Annotated in this window: 23 protein-coding genes and 1 other RNA gene; 20 read left to right on the forward strand and 4 right to left on the reverse strand. The window is 71.5% G+C overall.

The annotated features are described in order from the left end of the window. Positions 1-21 precede the first annotated feature (21 nt). Positions 22-1,128, forward strand: coding sequence for a peptide chain release factor 2 (prfB, locus tag SCK26_RS23285; protein ID WP_318203263.1), 1,107 nt, complete (start codon positions 22-24; stop codon positions 1,126-1,128). Positions 1,129-1,427: 299 nt separating this feature from the next. Further along, the gene (locus SCK26_RS23290) at positions 1,428-2,411 is read left to right on the forward strand and encodes a hypothetical protein (protein ID WP_318203264.1); all 984 of its coding nucleotides are present in this window, start codon (positions 1,428-1,430) and stop codon (positions 2,409-2,411) included. A gap of 101 nt (positions 2,412-2,512) precedes the next feature. Here SCK26_RS23290 and SCK26_RS23295 read toward each other — a convergent pair whose 3' ends face one another. Next, the gene (locus SCK26_RS23295; protein WP_318203265.1) at positions 2,513-2,713 is read right to left on the reverse strand and encodes a hypothetical protein; all 201 of its coding nucleotides are present in this window, start codon (positions 2,711-2,713) and stop codon (positions 2,513-2,515) included. A 263-nt stretch (positions 2,714-2,976) separates the two neighbouring features. On the opposite strand from SCK26_RS23295, the gene ftsE reads away from it, so the two are divergent. The 5 genes from ftsE (at position 2,977) to ssrA (ending at position 6,983) form a co-directional block, all read left to right on the forward strand. Next, positions 2,977-3,666: a cell division ATP-binding protein FtsE gene (gene ftsE / locus SCK26_RS23300; RefSeq protein ID WP_030610589.1), complete on the forward strand. Its 690-nt coding sequence runs from the start codon at positions 2,977-2,979 to the stop codon at positions 3,664-3,666. A 36-nt stretch (positions 3,667-3,702) separates the two neighbouring features. Further along, positions 3,703-4,620 carry a permease-like cell division protein FtsX gene (gene ftsX, locus SCK26_RS23305; RefSeq protein ID WP_318203266.1) on the forward strand — a complete coding sequence of 306 codons (918 nt, stop codon included), beginning with the start codon at positions 3,703-3,705 and terminating at the stop codon, positions 4,618-4,620. Positions 4,621-4,688: 68 nt separating this feature from the next. Next, positions 4,689-5,876 carry a S41 family peptidase gene (locus tag SCK26_RS23310; protein WP_318203267.1) on the forward strand — a complete coding sequence of 396 codons (1,188 nt, stop codon included), beginning with the start codon at positions 4,689-4,691 and terminating at the stop codon, positions 5,874-5,876. Between the two features lie 81 nt (positions 5,877-5,957). Further along, complete coding sequence (gene smpB, locus SCK26_RS23315) at positions 5,958-6,500, forward strand: SsrA-binding protein SmpB (protein ID WP_318206073.1); 543 nt, start codon at positions 5,958-5,960, stop codon at positions 6,498-6,500. A 113-nt stretch (positions 6,501-6,613) separates the two neighbouring features. Then, positions 6,614-6,983: a transfer-messenger RNA gene (gene ssrA, locus SCK26_RS23320) on the forward strand. A gap of 64 nt (positions 6,984-7,047) precedes the next feature. On the opposite strand, the gene SCK26_RS23325 is transcribed toward ssrA, so the two are convergent. After that, a complete protein-coding gene (locus SCK26_RS23325; protein ID WP_318203268.1) occupies positions 7,048-8,265 on the reverse strand; it encodes an MFS transporter in 1,218 nt (405 codons plus the stop codon). A gap of 84 nt (positions 8,266-8,349) precedes the next feature. Here SCK26_RS23325 and SCK26_RS23330 point away from each other — a divergent pair, with 84 nt between their 5' ends. Next, a complete protein-coding gene (locus tag SCK26_RS23330) occupies positions 8,350-9,402 on the forward strand; it encodes a LysR family transcriptional regulator (RefSeq protein WP_318203269.1) in 1,053 nt (350 codons plus the stop codon). Here the strand turns inward: SCK26_RS23330 and SCK26_RS23335 are convergent. Next, entirely contained in the window at positions 9,317-9,652 is a 336-nt protein-coding gene (locus SCK26_RS23335) for a hypothetical protein (RefSeq protein ID WP_318203270.1), read from the reverse strand. The genes SCK26_RS23330 and SCK26_RS23335 overlap by 86 nt on opposite strands. A gap of 173 nt (positions 9,653-9,825) precedes the next feature. On the opposite strand from SCK26_RS23335, the gene SCK26_RS23340 reads away from it, so the two are divergent. The 9 genes from SCK26_RS23340 (at position 9,826) to SCK26_RS23380 (ending at position 20,772) form a co-directional block, all read left to right on the forward strand. Then, on the forward strand, positions 9,826-10,617 hold the full coding sequence (locus SCK26_RS23340; protein ID WP_318203271.1) for a hypothetical protein: 792 nt from the start codon (positions 9,826-9,828) through the stop codon (positions 10,615-10,617). Between the two features lie 234 nt (positions 10,618-10,851). Next, a complete protein-coding gene (locus SCK26_RS23345) occupies positions 10,852-12,222 on the forward strand; it encodes a nitrate/nitrite transporter (protein ID WP_318203272.1) in 1,371 nt (456 codons plus the stop codon). Between the two features lie 86 nt (positions 12,223-12,308). Continuing rightward, positions 12,309-13,460, forward strand: a complete 1,152-nt coding sequence (locus SCK26_RS23350) for a uroporphyrinogen-III synthase (RefSeq protein WP_318203273.1) — start codon at positions 12,309-12,311, stop codon at positions 13,458-13,460. Between the two features lie 248 nt (positions 13,461-13,708). After that, on the forward strand, positions 13,709-14,302 hold the full coding sequence (locus tag SCK26_RS23355) for a CGNR zinc finger domain-containing protein (RefSeq protein ID WP_318203274.1): 594 nt from the start codon (positions 13,709-13,711) through the stop codon (positions 14,300-14,302). Between the two features lie 179 nt (positions 14,303-14,481). Then, on the forward strand, positions 14,482-15,093 hold the full coding sequence (locus SCK26_RS23360) for a sigma-70 family RNA polymerase sigma factor (protein ID WP_318203275.1): 612 nt from the start codon (positions 14,482-14,484) through the stop codon (positions 15,091-15,093). A gap of 62 nt (positions 15,094-15,155) precedes the next feature. After that, positions 15,156-15,923: a zf-HC2 domain-containing protein gene (locus SCK26_RS23365; RefSeq protein ID WP_318203276.1), complete on the forward strand. Its 768-nt coding sequence runs from the start codon at positions 15,156-15,158 to the stop codon at positions 15,921-15,923. A gap of 91 nt (positions 15,924-16,014) precedes the next feature. After that, entirely contained in the window at positions 16,015-18,366 is a 2,352-nt protein-coding gene (locus tag SCK26_RS23370) for a HelD family protein (protein ID WP_318203277.1), read from the forward strand. A gap of 387 nt (positions 18,367-18,753) precedes the next feature. Then, positions 18,754-20,169, forward strand: coding sequence for an NAD-dependent malic enzyme (locus SCK26_RS23375; protein ID WP_318203278.1), 1,416 nt, complete (start codon positions 18,754-18,756; stop codon positions 20,167-20,169). Positions 20,170-20,490: 321 nt separating this feature from the next. Beyond that, positions 20,491-20,772, forward strand: a complete 282-nt coding sequence (locus SCK26_RS23380) for an HU family DNA-binding protein (RefSeq protein ID WP_023550134.1) — start codon at positions 20,491-20,493, stop codon at positions 20,770-20,772. A gap of 181 nt (positions 20,773-20,953) precedes the next feature. On the opposite strand, the gene murA is transcribed toward SCK26_RS23380, so the two are convergent. Beyond that, complete coding sequence (murA, locus tag SCK26_RS23385; RefSeq protein WP_318203279.1) at positions 20,954-22,294, reverse strand: UDP-N-acetylglucosamine 1-carboxyvinyltransferase; 1,341 nt, start codon at positions 22,292-22,294, stop codon at positions 20,954-20,956. A 274-nt stretch (positions 22,295-22,568) separates the two neighbouring features. On the opposite strand from murA, the gene SCK26_RS23390 reads away from it, so the two are divergent. The 3 genes from SCK26_RS23390 (at position 22,569) to SCK26_RS23400 (ending at position 25,291) form a co-directional block, all read left to right on the forward strand. After that, positions 22,569-23,141 (forward strand): YqgE/AlgH family protein, encoded by a 573-nt coding sequence (locus SCK26_RS23390; protein ID WP_030610520.1) that lies wholly within the window; start codon positions 22,569-22,571, stop codon positions 23,139-23,141. Positions 23,142-23,170: 29 nt separating this feature from the next. Next, positions 23,171-23,461 carry a DUF3039 domain-containing protein gene (locus tag SCK26_RS23395; RefSeq protein ID WP_093696521.1) on the forward strand — a complete coding sequence of 97 codons (291 nt, stop codon included), beginning with the start codon at positions 23,171-23,173 and terminating at the stop codon, positions 23,459-23,461. Between the two features lie 192 nt (positions 23,462-23,653). After that, positions 23,654-25,291, forward strand: coding sequence for a beta-N-acetylhexosaminidase (locus SCK26_RS23400; protein ID WP_318203280.1), 1,638 nt, complete (start codon positions 23,654-23,656; stop codon positions 25,289-25,291). Positions 25,292-25,420: the final 129 nt, after the last annotated feature.

A 25,420-nucleotide genomic window follows, 5' to 3' on the forward strand; every position in this document is an offset into this window, starting at 1 on the left:
ACAGCCGTTACGCTGGAAGGCGTGGCAGTCGTCGATGTATCCGAAGAGCTGAAGTCCCTCTCCTCGACCATGGAGTCGATCGAGGCCGTCCTGGACCTCGGGAAGATGAGGGCAGATATCGCCGCGCTCGAGGAGCAGGCGGCGGCCCCGTCCCTGTGGGACAACCCGGACGAGGCGCAGAAGATCACCAGCAAGCTCTCCCACCTCCAGGCCGAGGTCAGGAAGGCGGAGGCGCTGCGCGGCCGGATCGACGACCTCGCGGTGCTGTTCGAGATGGCCGAGGAGGAGGACGACCCGGACACCCGCGCGGAGGCCGAGTCGGAGCTGACCTCGGTGAAGAAGGCGCTGGACGAGATGGAGGTCCGCACCCTCCTGTCCGGCGAGTACGACTCCCGTGAGGCGCTCGTCAACATCCGCGCCGAGGCCGGTGGCGTCGACGCCGCCGACTTCGCCGAGAAGCTCCAGCGCATGTACCTGCGCTGGGCCGAGCAGCGCGGCTACAAGACGGAGCTGATCGAGACGTCGTACGCCGAAGAGGCCGGCATCAAGTCGACCACCTTCGCCGTGCACTCGCCGTACGCCTACGGCACCCTCTCCGTCGAGCAGGGCACGCACCGCCTTGTGCGCATCTCGCCCTTCGACAACCAGGGCCGCCGCCAGACCTCCTTCGCGGGCGTCGAGGTGCTGCCGGTCGTCGAGCAGTCCGACCACGTCGAGATCGACGAGTCCGAGCTGCGGATCGACGTCTACCGCTCCTCCGGTCCCGGCGGCCAGGGCGTCAACACGACCGACTCCGCGGTCCGCATCACCCACCTGCCCACCGGCATCGTGGTCTCCTGCCAGAACGAGCGGTCGCAGATCCAGAACAAGGCCACCGCGATGAACGTCCTCCAGGCCAAGCTGCTGGAGCGGCGCCGGCAGGAGGAGCAGGCCAAGATGGACGCCCTCAAGGGCGACGGCGGCAACTCCTGGGGCAACCAGATGCGTTCCTACGTCCTGCACCCGTACCAGATGGTCAAGGACCTGCGCACCGACCACGAGGTGGGCAACCCGGAGGCCGTGTTCAACGGCGAGATCGACGGGTTCCTGGAGGCCGGAATTCGCTGGCGCAAGCAGCAGGAGAAGTAACTTTGTCGACATGACAACTGCCGTCCGATGGGCGGCAGTTGCTCTTTTGTCTGGGTTTTACGTCACACTCACAGGTTTCGATTCCCCGTAAACGCCACCCCGCCGGACATTGCGCCCGCAACGCCCTTGACGTTGCTTTGAAAAATCGGAAGGGTGAGGCGGCGGCATGCGTACTCGCGGGGGCGCATGTGAACCGGGGGATCGAGTTGACGCACTCTTCGTCACCAGCTGCCTCCGTCGATCACGGCACGCCCCATGAGCCGCCTCCTTGACGAACAGCTACTGGGGGTAGCAACCATATGACGAAGAAGACGCGGATCCGGGTCGCGCGGATAGCCGCCGGCGCCGTGATCGCGGCCGGTGCGTCGCTGACCGCGGCGGGCGCGGCTTCCGCCCTGGACCTCAATGTCCAGGCGGGGCCCATCAAGGTCGGTGTGACCACGGATGGCCCGGACGACTGCAACCCCGTCGGGGTCTGCGACACCGGTGGCAACGAGTCTGGTGGGAACCAGACTGGCGGTAACGAGACCGGTGGCAACGAGTCTGGTGGGAACCAGACCGGCGGTAACGAGACCGGTGGCAACGAGTCTGGTGGGAACCAGACCGGTGGCAATGAGACCGGCGGTAACGAGACTGGTGGCAACCAGACCGGTGGCAACGAGACCGGTGGCAACCAGACCGGCGGGAACGAGACCGGCGGGAACCAGACCGGCGGGAACCAGACCGGTGGCAACGAGACCGGCGGGAACCAGACCGGTGGTAACGAGACCGGCGGGAACCAGACCGGTGGGAACCAGACCGGTGGCAATGAGACCGGCGGGAACCAGACCGGTGGCAACGACACCACCGGCGGCAACCAGACCGGTGGCAACGACACCACCGGCGGCAACCAGACCGGTGGCAACGACACCACCGGCGGCAACCAGACCGGCGGCAACGACACCACCGGCGGCGGCTCCGGCACCGGCGGCGGCTCCGGCACCGGCGGCGGCTCCGGCACCGGCGGTACCGACACCACCGGTGGCAGCGACACCACCACCGGCGGCAACAACAACACGCCCGACGGCGGCGGCAACAACAGCGTCCCGCAGGACGCCGGGTCCTCGGCGCTGACCGACACCGGCTCCGACACCGTGGCCCAGGGCGGCGACAAGCAGCTCGCCGAGACCGGTGCCGGCCAGACCGCGTTCCTGCTCGTCGGCGCCGCCACCATGATCGCCGGCGGCATCGGCTTCCGCGTGCTGCCGCGCCTGGTCAGCGGCCGGAGCGGCGCCGCGGCCTGAGCGTAGCCCCGCGCTCACGCACCGCACGGGGGCGCATGTGCAAGGGCCCGGAGCTTCGCGCTCCGGGCCCTTGCGACGTTTCGGCGGGCTCTCTCAACCGGTCACACGGTCTGGTGCGCCAGCAGCGCCACCGTGGCGATCAGCACCGCCAGCAGCGCGATCAGCGCCATCGGGTTCAGCCCGTTCAGGCCTCCGAAGAAGCCCTCCTGCTGCAGTCGCTCGCGGTTGGCACGGCACACCGGGCACCGGCCCTCACTCACGGGCGCCGCGCAGTTCGCGCACACCAACCGGTCGTACGTCATGCGCTCGCCCTCCTTGCACCGGCCATCACATGTCCAACGCTCGCGGGAACGGGAACGTTCCCCGGCCTTCCCGCCGTCCTTCGTCTTCCTTCCACTGTGCCAGGTTCCCGCGGAGCCTGCGCGGGGCCTGCGTGGGAGGCGGTCCGGACAGCGGGCGGTACAAAAACGTACAAGTCTTGCCCAACCTCAACCTGCGCCTGCGCTCGCACACCCGGTTCGCGTATGGTCACGCTCATCTACCCCCGGCGACCCGTGGTGCATCCGTGATCCGATTCGACAACGTCTCCAAGGTCTACCCCAAGCAGACCCGCCCCGCACTCAGGGATGTCTCCCTGGAGGTGGAGAAGGGCGAGTTCGTCTTCCTCGTGGGGTCCTCCGGCTCCGGAAAGTCCACCTTCCTGCGGCTCATCCTCCGCGAGGAGCGGTGCAGCCACGGCCAGGTGCACGTGCTCGGCAAGGACCTCGCGCGCCTGTCCAACTGGAAGGTGCCGCAGATGCGCCGCCAGCTGGGCACCGTCTTCCAGGACTTCCGGCTGCTGCCGAACAAGACGGTCGCGGAGAACGTGGCCTTCGCCCAGGAAGTGATCGGCAAGTCCCGCGGCGAGATCCGCAAATCCGTGCCGCAGGTGCTCGACCTCGTCGGACTCGGCGGCAAGGAGGACCGCAGGCCCGGCGAGCTGTCCGGCGGTGAACAGCAGCGCGTCGCCATCGCGCGGGCGTTCGTCAACCGGCCCAAGCTGCTCATCGCCGACGAGCCCACCGGCAACCTCGACCCGCAGACCTCCGTCGGCATCATGAAGCTGCTCGACCGGATCAACCGGACCGGCACCACCGTCATCATGGCGACGCACGACCAGAACATCGTGGACCAGATGCGCAAGCGCGTCATCGAGCTGGAGAAGGGCCGCCTCGTCCGCGACCAGGCCCGCGGCGTCTACGGCTACCAGCACTGACCGCACCCAGCTCCCGAAAGGCCTGAAGAAGTAGCCATGCGCGCCCAGTTCGTCCTGTCGGAGATCGGCGTCGGTCTCCGCCGCAACCTGACGATGACCTTCGCCGTCATCGTCTCCGTCGCCCTGTCCCTGGCCCTGTTCGGCGGTTCGCTGCTGATGAGCGACCAGGTGAGCACCATGAAGGGCTACTGGTACGACAAGGTCAACGTCTCGATCTTCCTGTGCAACAAGCACGACGCGGAGAACGACGTCCACTGCGCCAAGGGCGCGGTCACCGAGGACCAGAAGAAGCAGATCTCCGCGGACCTGAAGAAGATGCCGGTCGTCGAGCAGGTGACCTACGAGTCCCAGGACGAGGCGTACAAGCACTACAAGGAGCAGTTCGGCAACTCCCCGCTGGCCGGCTCGCTGACGCCGGACCAGATGCAGGAGTCGTACCGGATCAAGCTCAAGGACCCGCAGAAGTACCAGGTGATCGCGACCGCGTTCAACGGGCGGGACGGCGTGCAGTCGGTGCAGGACCAGAAGGGCATCCTGGACAACCTCTTCCAGCTGCTGAACCTGATGAACCGCGGCGCGCTCGGCGTGATGGCGATGATGCTGATCGTCGCCCTGCTGCTGATCGTCAACACCGTGCGCGTCTCGGCGTTCAGCCGCCGGCGTGAGACCGGCATCATGCGCCTGGTCGGCGCCTCCGGCTTCTACATCCAGGCGCCGTTCATCGCCGAGGCCGCGGTCGCCGGGCTCATCGGCGGTGGCCTGGCCTGCGTCGCGCTCGTGCTCGGCCGGTACTTCACCATCGACCACGGCATGGACCTCTCCCACAAGCTCACGCTCATCAACTTCGTCGGCTGGGACGCGGTGTTGACGAAGCTGCCGCTGATCCTCGCGACCAGCGTCCTGATGCCGTCCCTGGCGGCGTTCTTCGCACTGCGCAAGTACTTGAAGGTGTGACGCACACCAAGAAGGGCCGTACGGGCAACATTCCGTACGGCCCTTCGCGTTGTCCTAGACTCACCGCCATGTCAGGCCGTGACCCTCTGTGTAGTTCGCGCCGCGTCCGCCGCGGCGCCGCCCTGACACTGGTCTTCGCCGGCGTGCTGGCGACCGGCGCCGTCACCGGCGCCTTCCCGGGACCCGGCGCCCCCCAGCGCCGGGCCGCCGCCACACCCGCGGACCCGGCCGCCCGGCACGAGGCCGTGCGCCGGGCCGCCGCCGAGGCGCTGGCCGACGGCAAGTCCCCCATGGAGGCCGCCGAGCGGGCCGTCAGCCGCAGCGGCGACCGCTGGGCCGCCGTCTACTCCGAGGGCGAGTACGAGGAGTTCCAGGACGCCCTCGACGGCCGCTACACCGGCGTCGGCCTGTGGGCGCGGCAGGAGGCGGACGGCGGGATCGAGGTCACCCGCGTGCGGAGCGGTTCGCCCGCCGCCGAGGCCGGGATCCGCGCCGGCGACCGGCTGCGCAGCGTCGACGGCCGGGAGACCGACGGCCGGCCGGTCACCGAGGTGATCGCCCTGCTGCGCGGCGACGCGCCCGGCGACGGCGCGGCGGACGCCCCGGCCGGCACCACCGTCACGCTCGGTCTCGCGCGCGGCCGGCGCACCTGGACGAAGACCCTGCACCGGGCCCGGCTGTCCACCGACCCGGTCACCGTGCGTCGGCTGCCCGGCGGGGTGAGCGTGCTGAAGGTCTCCGCGTTCACCAAGGGCTCCGCCGGCGCCGTCCGCGCGGCCCTGCGCGCCGCTCCGGCCGGCGGCCGTACCGTCCTGGACCTGCGCGGGAACTCCGGCGGACTGGTCACCGAGGCCCGGGCCACCGCCTCCGCCTTCCTGGACGGCGGCCTGGTCGCCACCTACGACGTCGACGGCGTCCAGCGCGCCCTGCACGCCGACCCCGGCGGCGACACCACCCGGCCCCTGGTCGTCCTCGTCGACGGCGGCACCATGAGCGCGGCCGAGCTGCTCACCGGCGCCCTCCAGGACCGCGGCCGCGCGGTGGTGATCGGCTCGCGCACCTTCGGCAAGGGCTCCGTCCAGATGCCGACGAAACTGCCCGACGGCTCGGTGGCCGAGCTGACCGTCGGCCACTACCGCACCCCGTCCGGCCGCGCGGTCGACGGCCGGGGCATCACCCCGGACCTGGAGGCGGGACCGGAGCAGGCCCTGCCACGGGCGGAGACGGTGCTCACCGGGCTGGGCGACCCGTCGTAGCCGTGCCGCGCGGTCCCGCGTAATCGGCTGTACTCACACCCCCCGTGTGGTGCGAAAATGGTCGGCACTATGAGCAAGGGAATGTACGTACCGAAGGAGTCCCAGCCCAAGCAGGGCGGCGGGGCCGCCAAGGCCAGGGACGGCGAGAAGGGCGGCAAGCGCAAGATCGTCGCCCAGAACAAGAAGGCCCGGCACGACTACGCGATCATCGACACCTACGAGGCCGGGCTCGTGCTCATGGGCACGGAGGTCAAGTCGCTGCGCGAGGGACGCACCTCGCTGACCGACGGCTTCGTCCACATCGACCAGGGCGAGGCGTGGCTGCACAACGCCCACATCCCGGAGTACCACCAGGGCAGCTGGACCAACCACTCCGCGCGCCGCAAGCGCAAGCTGCTCCTGCACCGCGAGGAGATCGCCAAGCTGGAGGCGAAGTCCCAGGAGACGGGACACACGATCGTGCCCCTCGCCATCTACTTCAAGGACGGCCGGGCCAAGGCCGAGATCGCGCTCGCGCGCGGCAAGAAGGAGTACGACAAGCGGCAGACGCTGCGGGAGCAGCAGGACCGGCGGGAGGCGGCCCGGGCGATCGCGGCGGCGAAGCGCAGGCAGCGCGGCGGCTAGCCGGCCGGCCGACGGGAATAGGCTGGCATCGTCGGGCGTTGGTCACGTACGATGGCACTGCATCCCACAGAGGATGCGCCAACCCTCCACGGAGGGGATTGAAAAAACAACATGGGGATGATCGGTTTCGACAGCGGCTGTCGAAGCAGGGGAAGCGTGTCGAGGAAGCGGCAATGATCTCGTAAACCATATGTCGCAAAAAATAATCGCCAACACCAAGCGCGATTCCTTCGCCCTCGCTGCCTGATCAGCGACTTGCGAAGTGTCAGCCCGGGGCTGTTCCCGACCCGGATCCTGGCATCAGCTAGGGAACTAAACCTCTAGACCCGGTCACGGGGTACAGAGGGAAATCAAACAGTGACTGAGCCCGTCGGAGACTTGTCCGCGTGATCTCCGGGGCCGAGAAAATCGCAGCGGACTGCACACGGAGAAGCCCTGATTCCGCACCGTTGGACGCGGGTTCGATTCCCGCCATCTCCACGAGACCCCTCCGGGGGTCGACCCCATGTGGGCGAAGGCCCCGCCGCTTCGTGCGGCGGGGCCTTCGTCATGCCCGCCGTCCGCCCGCCAGGCCGACGAGCAGGGCCAGCGAGGCCGCCGCGGCCGGTACGGCGAAGGCGGCGACGGGGGAGAGGCGCTCGCTCGCCCAGCCGCCCGTCGCCGAGCCGCAGGCGATCCCGGCGAGCAGCCCGGTCACCATCAGGCTCATGCCCTCGTTCAGCCGGTCCGCCGGCGTGCGCCGCTGCACCAGGGCCATCGCCGTCACCATGGTCGGCGCGGTCGCCATGCCCGCGACCAGCAGCGCGCCGGCGAGCACCACGAGCGAGCCGGTGCCGGCCGCCGCCCAGGGCAGCGCCATGAGCACGGCCATCGCCGCCAGACACCGGGTGAGCCGGGGACCGGCCGGGCCTCGCGCCCCGTACGCCAGTCCCGCCGCGCACGAGCCCGCCGCCTGGAGCGCGAGCACCAGACCGGCCGCCGCGCGCTGTCCCCGCGCGTCGGCGTAGGCGATCGTGACGACCTCCATCGAGCCGAACACCGCTCCGGTCGCGAGGAAACAGGCCAGCAGCGGCGGTATGCCCGGGCTGCGCAGCGGCGAAGGTGCCTGGGAGCGGGCCGCCGGCGGCGGCTCGGTCGCCCGCTGGGCGGTGAACAGCAGCATCCCGGCGAGCAGCAGCACCGCGCCCGCGAGCGTGCCCGCCTCCGGGAAGAACGTCCCGGTCAGGAAGGAGGCGAGCACGGGCCCGAGCATGAAGCACAGCTCGTCCGCCGCCTGCTCGAACGCGTTCGCCGCGTGCAGCGCGCCGGGCTCGTCCCGCAGCAGATGGGCCCAGCGGGCACGGGAGAGGCCGCCGATGTTCGGGGTGGCCGCGGTGCCGGCGTAGGCCGCGAACAGGGTCCAGTCCGGCGCGTCGTAGCGGACGCACAGCAGCAGCGCGAGGCTGCCGAGCACCGCGACGGCCGTGGCCGGGAGCGCGATCACGGCCTGCCCGTGCCGGTCCACCAGCCGGGCGACCCAGGGCCCGGCCACCGCGGTCGCCGCGAGCCCGGTCGCGGTGACGGCCCCGGCGAGGGCGTACGAGCCCCGGGAACCGGCGATCATCACGACCGCGCTCACGCTGAACATGCCCATGGGAAGCCGGGCGAGAAGGTTGCCGGTGGTGAAGGCGCGGGCACCGGGAAGGGCGAACAGGCGTCGGTAACCGGTGAGTCGAGCGGTGCGCGAGCGGAGGCGGCCGTCTCGGCCGGTGGTCTGTTGCGGCATGGCCCCACGGTCACCCGGAGCGGATCACGGGGTCCAACACCTGCCGGGCGTCGATTGACGCGCCCGCGTTGTAAATTCGCCACCGTGCCCGCTTCCCTGGACCCGCGCCTGCTGCGCGCCTTCGTGGCCGTGGCGGAGGACCTGCACTTCACCCGGGCCGCCGCCCGGCTCTACGTCGCCCAGCAGGCGCTGAGCCGCGATGTACGGCGCCTGGAACGCGAGTTGGGTGCCGAGCTGTTCGTACGCACCACCCGGCAGGTCACCCTCACGCCCGACGGGGAACGCCTGCTGCCGCACGCGCGCCGGGTCCTCGCCGCCCAGGACGACCTGCTCGCCGCGTTCGCGGCCGGCCAGGACCGTCCGCTGCTGGTCGACCTGAACTCGCCGGGCCTGGCCACCGGCCGCCGGGTGCTGTACCGGGCCCGCGAACTCGCTCCCGACTGCGAGCTGATGGCCCGCTACGAGAGCGGTCTGACCAAAGCCGCCGCCGACCTGCTGGCCGGCCGCCTGGACGCCTCCTTCGGCCGGTTCGCCGGACTCGACCCGGCGCTCCGTCCCGGCCTCGCGCAGCAGCCGGTGCGGTACGAGCCGATGGCCGTCGTGCTGCCCGGGGACCATCCGCTGGCGTCCTCGCCCGAGGTGCCGGTGTCCGCGCTGGCCGGGGAGACGGTGTACGCCGGCGCGGGCAACCCGCGCACCCGGGAGTGGACCGACCTGGCCCGGCGCCTGTTCGAGGACCGGGGCGTCCGGCTCGCCCCGCCGCTGCCGATGGCCGTCGGCGACGAGGAGTTCGCCCGGGTCATGGCGAAGACCGGGAACCCGGTGCTGGCGGTGGTGGACTTCCCGCCCATGCCCGGCACGGTCCTGCGCCCGCTCGTCGCCCCCGTCCCGCTGTCACCCGTCTCCCTGGTGTGGCGCAAGGGCCTGGTCCACCCCGGCCTGACGGCGCTGAGACGGGCGGCGGCGGAGACGGCCCGGACGGAGGGCTGGCTGCGCCGCCCGGCCGACGGCTGGATCCCGGCGGCGGACGAGGAGACCATGGCGGCCGGTCCTACGCCGGGTGGGCGACCGCGTCCCGCTGCAACTGGACGGCGGCCAGCAGACCCAGATCCGGCTCCGCCTGGCGCAGCGCCTTGATCGCGGCGACGGAGTCGATGTCCCCGGCGAACCCGACCCCGGCGAGCCGCTCGCGCACCCACGCGGCCCGCAGCGGCCCCTCGTCCGCCGCCGCGACACCGGCGGCCACCGCGACGGCCCGCTCCAGCCCGGCCCGCTCCTGCTCCGGGGCCCCGTCCAGAGCCGCCCGCAACGCCTCCAGGACGACCTCCGCGTCCCGGATGACGAGCACACAGTCCTGCTTCCTGCCGAATCCCGCGAGTCCCTTCATATGGATCATGGTGGCCGCGACGGGCGGCACCCGCCACACCACTTGAGCACTTCCAGAGGGTTGGTCCGGCCGTCTTGCGCCCGAGTGACCCGGATCACTGGCCGGTCGCCGCATCTCTTTGCGCGGCCGCCGAGTCACATCAGCGGACCGGGAATTCAAAGGAGATGCAAAAGGTGACCAAAAGTACTCTTCTGGCTGCGGCGGCCCTGTGCGCGACGGCGGCTCTGACGCTCACCGCGTGCGGGGGTGACGACGAGAAGGCCGGCGGCAAGGAGAACGGCACCTCCGCGTCCGCCTCCGCTTCCGCGAAGCCCTCGCCCGGGAAGGCGTTCGAGGGGCTGACCGGGGACCAGATCTCCGAGAAGGCCCGCGTGGCCATGACCAAGCTGAAGTCGTTCAAGGTCAAGGGCGACATGACCATCGACGGCGCGGACATGAGCTTCGACTTCGCCGTCGCCGCCAAGGGTGACTGCCAGGGAACCTTCACCCGCGCCGGCGGGTCCGCCGAGATCCGCAAGGCCGGCGGCGTGATGTACATGAAGGGCGACGAGAAGTTCTGGCAGCAGTCGGGCAAGGAGGACGGCTCGTCGCCCGACGAGACGAACGCCTTCACCCAGCTCGTCAAGGGACGCTGGTTCAAGCTGGGTGCGGACGCGAAGGCGGACGAGGAGTTCCCCTTCTGCGACGCCGGCGTGATGTTCGAGAAGGACGAGGACGAGCCGCGTCTCGCCCGGGGCCCGGAAACCGAGGTCGGCGGCACGCGCGCCCTGACGCTCACCGGCAAGGACGGCGCCGAGCGGCAGACGCTCCTCGTGGCCGTCGAGGGAGAGCCCTACGCGCTGAAGATGACGACCGAGGGCGGCAAGGAGCCGGGCTCGCTGGAGTACTCGGCGTTCAACAAGCCCGTGACCGTCGCGGCTCCGCCGGCCGGCGAGGTCATCGACGCGAACGAACTCAAGGGCTGACACCGGCCCCGCTGCCGTCGACAGGACCCCGGCCGCCGCCACGGCACGGGGTCTTGGCGTCGCGGACGCGGACCGCGCCGGCCGGCCGGGTGCCCTCACCGCCCGCTCCCCGCCCGAGTGAGAGCAACGTTCCCTTCCGGTCACCCGGTGGCACAGGGCGGAAACGCGCCCTTTCTACCTTCGGGCTGAGTCAGTGGTCGGCAGACCGAGCAGCCGGAGCACCGTGGAGGCGTGATGACAGCCCCAGTCCCAACCCGTCGTGGCCGCTGGATCGAGCGCTGGGATCCGGAGGACGAGGCGTTCTGGAACGCGACCGGGGAGCGGATCGCCCGCCGGAACCTGTGGTTCTCCGTGCTCTCGGAGCACATCGGGTTCTCCGTGTGGACCCTGTGGTCCGTGCTGGTGCTGTTCATGGGCCCCGAGTACGGGCTGACCCCCGCCGACAAGTTCCTGCTCACCTCGGTGGTCACGCTGGTCGGCGCGGTCGTCCGGGTGCCGTACACCTTCGCCGTGGCCCTCTTCGGCGGCCGGAACTGGACGGTCGTCTCGGCGAGTCTGCTGCTCGTCCCGACCATCGCCGCGTTCACCGTGATGAAGCCGGGGACGTCCTTCTCCACCTTCCTCCTCGTGGGCCTGCTGGCCGGCATCGGCGGCGGCAACTTCGCCTCCTCCATGACCAACATCAACGCCTTCTTCCCGCTGCGGAAGAAGGGCTGGGCGCTCGGCCTGAACGCGGGCGGCGGCAACATCGGCGTCCCCGTCATCCAGCTCATCGCGCTCGCCATCATCGGCGCGAGCGGCGGCCCCCGCGTGCTGCTCGGCATCTACATCCCGCTGATCGTCGTGGCCGCCGTACTCGCCGCGGTGTTCATGGACAACCTGGCCTCCGTCACGAACGACACCGGCGCGGCCAAGGACGCGGCCCGGGACGGCCACACCTGGATCATGGCCTTCCTCTACGTCGGCACCTTCGGCTCCTTCATCGGCTACAGCTTCGCCTTCGGCCAGGTGCTGACCAACCAGTTCGGCCGGACCCCGCTCCAGGCGGCCTACCTCACCTTCATCGGCCCGCTGCTCGGCTCCCTGATCCGCCCCGTCGGCGGCTGGCTCGCCGACCGCTACGGCGGCGCCCGCATCACCCTGTGGAACTACGTCGGCATGGCCGCCGCCACCGCCGTGCTGATCGGGGCCGGGATGCGGAAGTCGCTGCCGCTGTTCGTGTCCGTCTTCGTCGTGCTGTTCGTGCTCAGCGGCCTCGGCAACGGCTCGACGTACAAGATGATCCCCGGCATCTTCCAGGCCAAGGCCCTGGCCCGGGGACTGGCGGGCGAGGCGGCCGTCGCGCACGGCCGGCGGCTGTCCGGCGCGGCCATGGGGCTGATCGGCGCGGTCGGCGCGCTCGGCGGGGTCGGCATCAACCTCGCCTTCCGGCAGTCCTTCCTCTCGTACGGCTCCGGGACCGGCGCGTTCGTCGCGTTCCTCGCCTTCTACGCTGTCTGCTTCGTGGTCACCTGGGCCGTATACCTTCGCCGCCCGGCCGGGAGGATTTCGGACACGGCGTCCGCGTCGGAGGAGAAGGCCCAGCTCAGTTATGCCGAGGTGTGACGTAACACCGGTGTCATCGAGCCGAACCGAGCCTGTCACGCGGAGTTGACAGGCTCGCTCGGCGCGCCGGTCAGCTAGGAGAGCCCATGTACGACGAAGAGCAGCAACCCGAGCACGGACCCCTCGCCGGATTCACCGTGGGCGTCACCGCCGCGCGCCGGGCCGAGGAGCTGGGCGCCCTGCTCCAGCGGCGCGGCGCCACCGTCCTGCACGCTCCCGCGCTGCGGATCGTGCCGCTCGCCGACGACAGCGAACTGCTCGCCGCCACGAAGGAGATCATCGACCACGTACCGGACGTCGTCGTGGCCACCACCGCGATCGGCTTCCGCGGCTGGGTCGAGGCCGCCGACGGCTGGGGCCTCGGCGAACAGCTGGTGGGCCGGCTGCGCGGGGCACGGCTGCTGGCCCGCGGCCCGAAGGTCAAGGGCGCGATCCGGGCGGCGGGCCTCACCGAGGAGTGGTCGCCCTCCTCCGAGTCCCTGGCCGAGGTGCTCGACCGGCTCCTGGAGGAGGGCGTCGACGGCAGCCGCGTCGCCGTCCAGCTGCACGGCGAACCCCTTCCCGGCTTCGTCGAGTCGCTGCGGGCCGCCGGGGCGGAGGTGCTCGCGGTGCCGGTCTACCGCTGGATGCCCCCGGAGGACACCGGCCCGCTGGACCGCCTGCTGGACACGGCCGTAGGACGCGGCCTGGACGCCCTGACCTTCACCAGCGCCCCCGCCGCCGCCTCCCTGCTCTCCCGCGCGCGGGACCGCGGCCTGCTGGACGAGCTGCTGTCGGCACTGGGCCGCGACGTCCTGCCCGTCTGCGTCGGCCCGGTCACCGCGCTGCCGCTCCAGGCGTACGGGGTGGACACCATCCAGCCGGAACGGTTCCGCCTGGGCCCGCTGGTGCAATTGCTGTGCCAGGAACTCCCGGCCCGCGCCCGTGCGCTGCCCGTCGCCGGGCACCGGGTGGAGATCCGCGGCCACGCGGTCGTGGTCGACGGCGAACTCAAGCCGGTCCCGCCCGCCGGCATGTCCCTGCTGCGGGCCCTGGCCCGCCGCCCCGGCTGGGTGGTCTCCCGCGCGGACCTGCTCAAGGCCCTGCCCGGCGCGGGCCGCGACGAGCACGCCGTGGAAACGGCCATGGCCCGTCTGCGCACGTCCCTCGGCGCGCCGAAGCTGATCCAGACGGTGGTGAAACGGGGATACCGGCTGGCACTGGACCCGGCGGCGGACACGAAGTACGCGGACACGTAGGACGGACGCCGGCCACAGCCCCGTACGCCGTCCCGCGGGACCGCGGCCCGGCGGAAGACGACGCGTCATCGCGCCATGGTCGTGCGCGTCCCCGGACCGTGCCGCCCGGCCCGTTCCCCGCGCGAGGGCTTCCCCGCCCGACCCACCGCCGGGCACTGTGGAGGAGGCGGGGCGCGGTGGCCCCGTATGCCGTCCGCGCGAGGGGCCGTACGTCCCGGCGCGGTTTCTGCCTAGGCGGTGACTGGCACATGGCACTCGGCGCAGACCCGTCCGCGTACCCGCTGCGGTTCGATGCCGGACGGGTGTGTCTGGACCTGCTCGCCACCCGGCATCCGCACGAACACCTGGACGGTGTGGGCGCGTTGTGCGCGTGGATCGCCGGCGCCGGGCTGGTGCCGGCCGGCACTCCGCTCGGGCACGCGGACGCCTCCTGGCCGGCCGCCTTCCGGGAACTGCGCGACGACGTCGGGCACTTGGTGCGAGGACTGCTGGGCGGGGAGGAGACCGCGTACGGGGACGTGCTCGGGCGGGTCAACCAGGCGGCCCGGCCGGCGCCGCCCGTGCCCGTCGCCGTACCCGGCGAAGACGGCCTCCTGGTACGAGAGTTGGCGGACGCGCCCGGGTGCGCCGCGCTGCTCGCCGTCGTCGCCCGGGACGCCGTGGACCTGCTCACCGATCCCGTCGCCCGCGCCTCGCTGCGGCGGTGTGCCGGGGACGCCTGTCCCCTGGTGTACCTCGACACCTCCCGGGGGCGGCGCCGCCGCTGGTGCTCCAGCGAGGTGTGCGGCAACCGGGAACGGGTCGCCCGGCACCGGCGGCGGGCCGCGCTCGCCCGCGCCTGACGCGGCGGCGCCGGGCACGGCCGTGTCGCCCGGGTGAAGATTCCGGGGCGGAACTGCGCGGGTATGTCCCGCTCTTCGCGGCGACCCGGGGAAATCCGCGCCTCCGGTTTGAACACCGCGCCGTCCCGCTGCGTACGGGTGGACGAGCGACCGACTGGGGGAACCCCCGGACACCGGAGGTGGGCGTGCGCAAGGATGCGGCCGTGGCCAAGGACCGTGGAACGAGGGCCCGACATCGCATGTCCTCACAGCCCTCGGAACCGCGCGTGCCCGCACCGTCCGCGGAGCCGGACGAGGAGCTGATGCGCGCGCTGTACCGGGAGCACGCCGGACCTCTGCTCGCCTACGTCCTCAGGCTGGTCGCCGGTGACCGGCAGCGTGCCGAGGACGTCGTGCAGGAAACGCTCATCCGTGCCTGGAAGAACGCCGGTCAGCTCAATCGGGCGACCGGTTCGGTACGCCCCTGGCTGGTGACGGTCGCACGCCGCATCGTCATCGACGGCCACCGCAGCCGGCAGGCCCGGCCGCAGGAGGTCGATCCGTCGCCGCTGGAGGTCATCCCCGCGGAGGACGAGATCGACAAGGCGCTGTGGCTGATGACGTTGTCGGACGCGCTCGACGACCTGACCCCGGCCCACCGGGAGGTGCTCGTCGAGACGTATTTCAAGGGGCGTACCGTCAATGAGGCGGCCGAAACACTGGGCATACCCAGCGGTACCGTCCGCTCCCGGGTGTTCTACGCCCTGCGGTCGATGAAGCTGGCGCTGGAGGAGCGGGGGGTGACGGCGTGATGAGCAACGGGTACGGGGGAGTGCAGGGATTCGGACCGGGTGGTCCGGGTATGTCTGGGCCCATGAACCCCAGCCAGGGATCTTCGGTGCCGAGCGAACACGAGACCGTGGGCGCCTACGCCCTCGGGATCCTCGACGACGCCGAGGCAACCGCTTTCGAGACGCACCTCGCCGGCTGCGACTGGTGCGCCCGGCAGCTGGACGAGCTGGCCGGCATGGAGCCGATGCTCGCCGCGCTGGCCGACCTGCCGGGCTCCGGCGGCACCCCCGCGATCGGCGAGTCGCTGGCCGCCAGGCCCGGCCCGCGGCTGGCGGAGAAGCTGGTGGACGAGGTCGCCGAGCAGCGCGCCCGCAAGCGCCGGCGCGGCTTCTACATGATCGCCGCCGCGGCGGCGCTGGTCATCGCGGGCCCGCTGGCCGCGGTGGCGGCCGGCGGCGGCTCGGACGGGAGCGGCCAGGCCGCCGCGGCACCGGCCCAGTCCGCGTTCCGCACCATGTCCGACCGCAAGTCCGCCACGGACGCCTCGACGCATGTCAGCGCCACCGTCGCGCTGGCGGGCAAGGACTGGGGCACCCAGGCGGTGCTGGAGCTGAAGAACGTCAAGGGCCCGCTGAAGTGCTCCCTGGTGCTCGTCGCCAAGAACGGCCAGCGCGTGACCATGTCGTCGTGGTCGGTGCCCGACTGGGGATACGGCATCCCGGACGCCCAAGCCGAGAACGCGCGCAAACCGCTCTACATCGGCGGGGCCGCCGCCTTCCGGCCCGACGAGATCGACCACTTCGAGGTGGTGACGTTCGAGGGGAGGAAGCTGGTGGAGGTCGACGCGTAGCGCGGGCGCGCCCCGGGTGACCGCCCCGTAGCTTTGTCGGGCCCCCTTCGCGTACGGTTGACGGCTGCCCAGCACGTCAGAAGGGGGCCCGGTGGCCGCTCAGCTTCAGCAGTCCGCGGTCGACTCGGTACACGAGACACACGATTCCGTCCGTGACCGGGAGATCAGCGTCGAACAGGAACACCTGGACCGGGTGTACCGGCGGCTCGAGGAGAAGATCCACGAGGCCGAGTTCCTGATGCGGGACGCGGCCCAGCGCGGCCAGGTCGGCACCCCGGGCGCGCTCGCCGAACGGGACGCGCAGGTGTTCCGGGCCGGCGTCCATCTGAACCGGCTGAACAACGAGTTCGAGGACTTCCTCTTCGGACGGATCGACCTGCTGCCCGGCAAGGACGGCAAGAAGGGCCCCGACGGCGCCTACACGGCCGTCGAGCCCGCCGAGGGAGCGGTGCGCGACGACCACACCGCCGACATCGCCGAAACGCTGCACATCGGCCGGATCGGAGTCCTCGACGAGGACTACTCCCCGCTGGTCATCGACTGGCGGGCGCCCGCCGCCGCGCCCTTCTACCGGGCCACGCCCGTGGAGCCGGGACGGGTGGTGCGGCGCCGGGTCATCCGGTCCAAGGGGCGCCGGGTGCTCGGCGTCGAGGACGACCTGATGCGGCCGGAGCTGACGGCCTTCCTGGACGGCCGCGAACTGGCCGTCATCGGCGACGGCGCCCTGATGGCGGCCCTCGGCCAGGCCCGCGGGCACACCATGCGGGACATCGTCTCCTCCATCCAGGCCGAACAGGACCTGGTCATCCGGGCCCCCGCCGCCTCCGTCACCTACGTGGAGGGCGGGCCGGGCACCGGCAAGACCGCCGTGGCCCTGCACCGCGCCGCCTACCTGCTCTACCAGGACCGCAGACGTTATGCGGGCGGCATCCTCATCGTCTCGCCGACGCCGCTGCTGGTCGCCTACACCGAGGGCGTGCTGCCCTCGCTCGGCGAGGAGGGCCAGGTCGCCATCCGCGCCATCGGCTCGCTGGTCGACGGCGCGGAGGCCACCGTCTACGACTCCCCGGCCGTGGCCCGCGCCAAGGGCTCCTCGCGGATGCTGAAGGTGCTGCGCAAGGCCGCCCGGGGCGCCCTGGAGCTGGGCCCGGCCGTCCCGGCCGGCACCGGGGACGGCGAGCGCCCGCCCCACGACGGCCCGCCCTCCCGGCTGCGCGTCGTGGCCTTCGGGCGCCGGCTGGAACTGGAGGCCGACGAGCTGGAACAAATCCGCCGCACCGCGCTCGGCGGCACCGCGCCGGTCAACCTGCTGCGCCCGCGCGCCCGCAAGCTGCTGCTGGACGCCCTGTGGGCCCGGTCGGGCGCCGCCGGCCGGCACACCGACCCGGAGCTGGCCGCCGAGCTGCGCTCCTCCTTCGACGAGGACATCACGAGCGAGGACTCCTTCCTGGCGTTCCTCGACGCCTGGTGGCCCGAACTGACCCCGAAGGCCGTGCTCGCCGCCATGGCCGACGAGAAGCGGCTCGGCCGCTGGGCCCGGCGCGTGCTCAACCCCGGCGAGGTCCGCAAGGTCGCCCGCTCGCTGCGCCGGGACGGCCACTCCGTGCACGACATCGCCCTGCTCGACGAGCTCCAGGCGATCCTCGGCGCCCCGGCCCGGCCCCGCAAGAAGCGCGAACTGGACCCGCTGGACCAGCTCACCGGCCTGGAGGAGCTGATGCCGGTGCGCGAGGAGACCCAGCGCGAGCGGGCCGAGCGGCTGGCGCAGGAGCGCACCGAGTACGCGCACGTCATCGTGGACGAGGCGCAGGACCTGACGCCGATGCAGTGGCGCATGGTCGGCCGCCGCGGCCGGCACGCCACCTGGACGGTCGTCGGTGACCCGGCGCAGTCCTCCTGGTCCGACCCGGACGAGGCGGCCGAGGCCCGCGACGAGGCGCTCGGCACCCGGCCCAGGCGCCGCTTCCAGCTCACCGTGAACTACCGCAACCCGGCCGAGATCGCCGAGCTGGCCGCGAGGGTGCTCGCGCTCGCCATGCCCGGCGCCGAGTCGCCGGTCGCCGTGCGGTCCACCGGGATCGAGCCGCGCTTCACCGTCGTGGCGGACTCGCTGGGACGGACGGTGCGCGCGGAGGCCGAGCGGCTGCTCGGCCTGGTGGACGGCACGGTCGGCGTGGTGGTGGCGATGGGCCGGCGCGAGGAGGCCCGGCGCTGGCTGGCCGGGCTGGGCGACCGGGTGGTGGCCCTGGGCAGCCTGGAGGCCAAGGGCCTGGAGTACGACGCGACGGTCGTCGTGTCGCCCGCGGAGATCGCCGACGAGTCGCCGGCCGGACTGCGCGTGCTGTACGTGGCGCTGACCAGGGCCACGCAGCAGCTGACGGTGGTCTCGGCGGAGCGGGACGAGCCGGACGCGGCGGGGGTTCCGGACCTGCTCAGGGACTGATTTCCCGGCAATCCCGCGCACCGGGAATGGCCTTGCGCCAGGGTTTGTTAGCCTTGACGTGGCACCGGCCCGATCCAAGCCCCCGGGCCCAACCTTCGTCGCCACGAGCGACCACTTGCCGCGAGGCGAGCATGGCGGGTCGGTGTCGTAAACGTGGGAGGCCCACGTCACGGATGTGACGTGGGCCTCTTTCTTTGCTCCCGACGCCTCTTTCCTCCCCCGATCGTTTCTCGTATGGTGGAAGTGGTTTTCCGAAACCACGCACCCCATAGGGAACGTCGCGTGAACAAAACGTCCGTAACCCAGGGCGACTACCACGTACTGAGCGGTAGGTGCGACGATCGGACGGCACAACTCGCGACACGGTGAAAGCAGAGGAAGTCGGCCATGGCAACGGCGCCCAGCGTCTCCTACTCGATGACGATCCGGCTGGAGGTGCCCGCGAGCGGAACGGCCGTATCGCAGCTCACCACCGCCGTGGAGTCCTCCGGAGGCTCGGTGACCGGCCTCGACGTCACCGCGTCCGGCCACGAGAAGCTCCGTATCGACGTCACCATCGCGGCCACCTCCACGGCCCACGCCGAGGAGATCGTCGAGAAGCTGCGCGGCATCGAGGGTGTCACGCTCGGCAAGGTCTCCGACCGTACGTTCCTGATGCACCTCGGCGGCAAGATCGAGATGGCGTCGAAGCACCCCATCCGCAACCGTGACGACCTGTCCATGGTCTACACGCCCGGTGTGGCCCGCGTCTGCATGGCCATCGCCGAGAACCCCGAGGACGCCCGCCGCCTCACCATCAAGCGCAACTCCGTCGCGGTCGTGACCGACGGTTCCGCCGTGCTGGGCCTCGGCAACATCGGCCCCAAGGCCGCGCTGCCCGTCATGGAGGGCAAGGCGGCCCTCTTCAAGCGCTTCGCCGGCATCGACGCCTGGCCGATCTGCCTGGACACCCAGGACAGCGACGCCATCGTGGAGATCGTCAAGGCGATCGCCCCGGGCTTCGCCGGCATCAACCTGGAGGACATCTCCGCGCCGCGCTGCTTCGAGATCGAGGCCCGGCTGCGCGAGGCCCTGGACATCCCGGTCTTCCACGACGACCAGCACGGCACCGCCATCGTCGTGCTCGCCGCCCTGACCAACGCCCTGCGCGTGACGGACAAGCCCATCCAGAACATCCGGGTCGTCATGTCCGGCGCCGGCGCGGCCGGTACGGCCATCCTGAAGCTGCTGCTGGCGGCCGGTGTGAAGAACGCCGTCGTCGCCGACATCCACGGCGTCGTGCACGCCGGCCGCGAAGACCTGGTGAACGCCCCGGCCGACTCGCCGCTGCGCTGGATCGCCGACAACACCAACCACGAGGGCCTGACCGGCACCCTGAAGGAGGCCGTGCGCGGCGCCGACGTCTTCATCGGCGTCTCCGCCCCGAACGTCCTGGACGGCGCCGACGTGGCCGCCATGGCCGAGGGCGCCATCGTGTTCGCGCTCGCGAACCCCGACCCCGAGGTGGACCCGGCGATCGCCCGGCAGACGGCCGCCGTCGTGGCCACCGGCCGCTCCGACTTCCCGAACCAGATCAACAACGTGCTGGTCTTCCCGGGTGTCTTCCGCGGCCTGCTGGACGCCCAGTCCCGCACGGTCAACACCGAGATGATGCTCGCGGCCGCGAAGGCCCTCGCCGACGTCGTCAGCGAGGACGAGCTGAACCCGAACTACATCGTCCCCAGCGTCTTCAACGACAAGGTCGCGGGCGCGGTGGCCGGAGCGGTCCGGGAGGCCGCCAAGGCGGCCGGCGCGACGGCCTGAGCACGGCGTGCCGTACGGTGCGGAGGGCTGTGAGCATCGCCACGCGCCCCACCGCACCGGCGCGTCGTGGAACCACCGGATGCCGGGCGCACTCTAGGGTGACGGCCGAGCAGGCGCTTTTCGTGTGACTCCCCAGGGTGTTCTCACGACTCCTACGGGTGCCGGATTGGCTTTCCCGCCGCAGGTAGGGGCAGGATGCTCCTCCGGGGATCACATCCCCGGGGGCGACCCCAAGGGCGCGAGCGCATCGGCATCGCAGTGCCTCGGGCGGCACCGCCGCGTGGCACACCCCAACGGCAAGAAAAACACGGGAGTAACAACATGAACCGCAGTGAGCTGGTGGCCGCGCTGGCCGACCGCGCCGAGGTGACCCGCAAGGACGCCGACGCCGTGCTGGCCGCGTTCGCCGAGACCGTCGGCGAGATCGTCGCCAAGGGCGACGAGAAGGTCACCATCCCTGGCTTCCTGACCTTCGAGCGCACCCACCGTGCCGCTCGCACCGCGCGCAACCCGCAGACCGGCGAGCCCATCAACATCCCGGCCGGCTACAGCGTGAAGGTCACCGCCGGCAGCAAGCTCAAGGAAGCCGCCAAGGGCAAGTAAGCGCTCCCTTTCGAGCGCCGGCCCGCTGAGGCGCCGTTCGACGGAGCGCCGTGGGTGACTGCGGAGCCGCATCCGCTGGCCGCGCAGTTCCCCGGGCCCCTTCGGGCGCATCAGCAAAGGACACCGCAAAGGGCGGCCCCCCTTCCGCCGAGGGGGGCCGCCCTTTGGTGTACCCGGACCGCTAGCCGAGCGCCTTGCCCGGCAGTTCGACCTTCGCGCCGAGTTCCACGAGCTTGTCCATGAAGTTCTCGTAGCCGCGGTTGATCAGGTCGATGCCGTGGACGCGGGACGTGCCCTCGGCGGCGAGGGCCGCGATGAGGTACGAGAAGCCGCCGCGCAGGTCAGGGATGACCAGATCGGCGCCCTGGAGCCTGGTGGGGCCGGAGACGACCGCGGAGTGCAGGAAGTTGCGCGCGCCGAAGCGGCAGGCGGAGCCGCCCAGGCACTCGCGGTAGAGCTGGATGTGCGCGCCCATCTGGTTCAGCGCGGAGGTGAAGCCGAGCCGGGACTCGTACACCGTCTCGTGGATGATGGACAGGCCCGTGGCCTGGGTCAGGGCCACCACCAGCGGCTGCTGCCAGTCCGTCTGGAAACCGGGGTGCACGTCCGTCTCCAGGGCGATGGACTTCAACTGCCCGCCCGGGTGCCAGAAACGGATGCCCTCGTCGTCGATCCGGAAGGCGCCGCCCACCTTGCGGTAGGTGTTCAGGAACGTCATCATCGAGCGCTGCTGGGCGCCGCGGACGTAGATGTCGCCGTTGGTCGCGAGCGCGGCGGAGGCCCAGGAGGCGGCCTCCAGACGGTCCGGCAGGGCGCGGTGGGTGTAGCCGGAGAGCTTGTCCACACCGGTGATGCGGATCGTGCGGTCGGTGTCCATCGCGATGATCGCGCCCATCTTCTGCAGCACGCAGATGAGGTCCTCGATCTCCGGCTCGACGGCCGCGTTGGACAACTCCGTGACGCCCTCGGCCAGTACGGCCGTCAGCAGCACCTGCTCGGTCGCGCCGACGGACGGGTAGGGCAGCCGGATCTTCGTGCCGCGCAGCCGCTGCGGAGCCTCCAGGTACTGCCCGTCGGCCCGCTTCTCGATCGTCGCGCCGAACTGCCGCAGCACGTCGAAGTGGAAGTCGATGGGCCGGCCGCCGATGTCACAGCCGCCGAGACCGGGGATGAACGCGTGGCCGAGACGGTGCAGGAGGGGGCCGCAGAAGAGGATCGGGATGCGGCTGGAACCCGCGTGGGCATCGATGTCGGCGACGTTGGCGCTCTCGACGTGCGTCGGGTCCATCACCAGTTCGCCGGGCTCCTCGCCCGGACGGACCGTCACCCCGTGCAGCTGGAGCAGGCCGCGGACGACCCGCACGTCACGGATGTCCGGAACGTTGCGCAGTCGGCTCGGCTCGCTGCCCAGCAGGGCGGCGACCATGGCCTTCGGTACGAGGTTCTTCGCACCGCGGACACGGATCTCGCCCTCCAGCGGGGTTCCGCCGTGGACAAGCAGGACATCGTCGTTGACGGTCATGAATCTCGCGTTCCGATGAGTTGGTCAGGGGCCGGCCGATCACTGTGCGCAGGGGCCGGGAAGACAGGGTAATCGCCGATTACCCCCCTCCCGTAAGCCCAGTACCCGGCCAGTCGGTCATAGCTGTGTCACAACACGAACCGTTCCCTTTCGGGCACATGGGGTCACCGGCGCCCCGGTGTGCGCCGGGGTGGTGTCCGCCCCCGGGCCGCCTTCACTCCCGTGCCCCCGATTGGGTCCCCACGGCCGGGGAAGATGCGGGATCATGTCTGGCATGACCGAGGTGTCCTCGCTCACAGGGCGGCTGCTCGTGGCCACTCCCGCCCTGGCGGACCCGAACTTCGACCGTGCGGTGGTGCTCCTCCTCGACCACGACGAGGAGGGTTCCCTCGGTGTCGTCCTGAACCGGCCCACCCCGGTGGTCGTCGGAGACATCCTGGAGGGCTGGGCCGACCTCGCCGGCGAGCCCGGTGTGGTCTTCCAGGGCGGCCCGGTGTCGCTGGACTCGGCGCTGGGCGTGGCGGTCATCCCGGGCGGCGCCGACGGCGACCGGGCGCCGCTCGGCTGGCGGCGGGTCTACGGCGCGATCGGCCTGGTGGACCTGGAGGCCCCGCCGGAGCTGCTCGCCTCGGCCGTGGGCAGCCTGCGCATCTTCGCCGGGTACGCCGGCTGGGGCCCCGGCCAGCTGGAGGACGAGCTGGTGGAGGGCGCCTGGTACGTCGTGGAGTCCGAGCCCGGCGACGTGTCCTCGCCGGCCCCGGAACGGCTGTGGCGCGAGGTGCTGCGCCGCCAGCGCAGCGAACTGGCGATGGTGGCCACGTATCCGGACGACCCTTCGCTCAACTGATGCCTGTGAGCTTCAGTACCCTGGCTGTTATGAGCACTCTCGAGCCCGAGCGCGGGACTGGTACGGGGACCCTCGTAGAGCCGACGCCGCAGGTGTCCCACGGCGACGGCGATCACGAGCGCTTCGCCCACTACGTCCAGAAGGACAAGATCATGGCGAGCGCCCTCGACGGCACCCCCGTCGTGGCGCTGTGCGGCAAGGTCTGGGTGCCGGGCCGCGACCCGAAGAAGTACCCCGTCTGCCCGATGTGCAAGGAGATCTACGAATCCATGGGCAGCGGCGGCGACGACAAGGGCAAGGGCAAGGGCGGCGACAAGTAGGTCCCCGGCCCGGCCGGAGGCGGTGAGGTCCCCGGGGCGCGCGCGGCGCGTCCCGGGGACCTTCGTGTTTTCCGGCCGCCGACTGGTCCAGACCTCTTGTGGGGGCCGGGCGCAGTGCCTAGCCTTCGAGGTGTCGCTTTGTGCAACGACCGTTGCGCATATTGCAACAACCTGTCTCAGGGGGCTGAGGACGTGGAACTGATTCCGGCGCCGCGCGCCGTCGAGGAGCCGACCGGACCGGGCGTGCCGCTCGGCCCGGACACCACGCTGTGGGCCGGCCCGGGCACCGAACGCACCGAACGCTGGCTGCGCGCCACCCTCGGTGCGGCCCTGGACCTGCCGCTGCGCCCCGGGCCCGGGGACGCCCGCGACGGCGTACGGCTGCTGCTGGACGACACCCTGGCCCCCGAGGCGTACCGGCTCACCGCCGCCGCCGGCGACGGGGTGGAGATCCGCGGCGGCGGGCCGGCGGGCGTGTTCTGGGGCGCCCAGACCCTGCGCCAGCTGCTCGGCGCCGACGCCTTCCGCCGCGCCCCCGTGCGCCCCGGCACCGCCCGTTCCGTGCCCCCGCTGACCGTCGAGGACGCTCCCCGGTTCCGCTGGCGCGGTCTGCTCCTCGACGTCGCCCGGCACTTCATGCCCAAGGAGGGCGTGCTGCGCTATCTGGACCTGATGGCCGCGCACAAACTCAACGTGCTGCACCTGCACCTGACGGACGACCAGGGCTGGCGGATCGAGATCAAGCGGTATCCGAAACTGACCGAAACCGGCTCCTGGCGCGCGCGGACCAAATTCGGCCACCGGGCCTCACCGCTGTGGGACGAGAAACCGCACGGCGGGTACTACACCCAGGACGACATCCGGGAGATCGTCGCCTACGCCGCCGAGCGGCACATCAGCGTCGTTCCCGAGATCGACGTACCGGGCCACTCGCAGGCCGCCATCGCCGCGTACCCGGAACTCGGCAACACCGACGTCGTCGACACCGCCGCCCTGTCCGTCTGGGACACCTGGGGCATCTCGTCCAACGTCCTCGCCCCCACCGACACCACGCTGCGCTTCTACGAAGGCGTGTTCGAGGAGGTCCTGGAGCTCTTCCCCGCCGACGCGGCCGGGTTCTCCGCGTTCGTGCACGTCGGCGGCGACGAGTGCCGCAAGGAGCAGTGGACCGAGTCCGTCACCGCAAAGACCCGCATCGCCGACCTCGGCCTCACCGACGAGGACGCGCTCCAGTCCTGGTTCATCGGGCACTTCGACGCCTGGCTGGCCGCGCGCGGGCGCCGCCTCATCGGCTGGGACGAGATCCTGGAGGGCGGGCTCGCGCCGGGCGCGGCCGTCGCCTCCTGGCGGGGCTACGCGGGCGGCATCGCCGCCGCCCGGGCCGGACACGACGTGGTCATGTGCCCCGAGCAGTACGTCTACCTGGACCACCGGCAGGCCCCCGGCGACGACGAACCGGTGCCGATCGGCTTCGTGCGCACCTTGGAGGACGTCTACCGGTTCGAACCCGTCCCGGCCGGGCTCACCGAGGAGGAGGCCCGGCATGTGCTGGGCACCCAGGCCAACGTGTGGACCGAGGTGCTGGAGGACTCCGCGCGCGTGGACTACCAGGCCTTCCCCCGCCTCGCCGCCCTCGCCGAGGTCGCCTGGAGCCCGCTGCCCGCCCCCGCCGACCGGGACTACCCCGACTTCGAACGCCGGATGACCGCCCACTACCGGCGACTTGACGCCCTCGGCGTCGCCTACCGGCCACCCGCCGGACCCCGGCCGTGGCAGCGCCGCCCGGGCGTGCCCGGCCGCCCGATCGAGGGACCGCCCCCGAACCGCTGACCGCACGGCCCCGCCCCGTCCCGCACCGCTCCACCCCGAACAAGTGCCGGAAAAACCCCGGCAGTATCACCGAAGAGTGGCAATCCGTACGCACCGGCGATGCCGTGCGAAACCGGATCATCCCCCCGG

Origin of the sequence: Streptomyces sp. SCL15-4 (assembly GCF_033366695.1) — a bacterium.
Classification (GTDB): domain Bacteria; phylum Actinomycetota; class Actinomycetes; order Streptomycetales; family Streptomycetaceae; genus Streptomyces.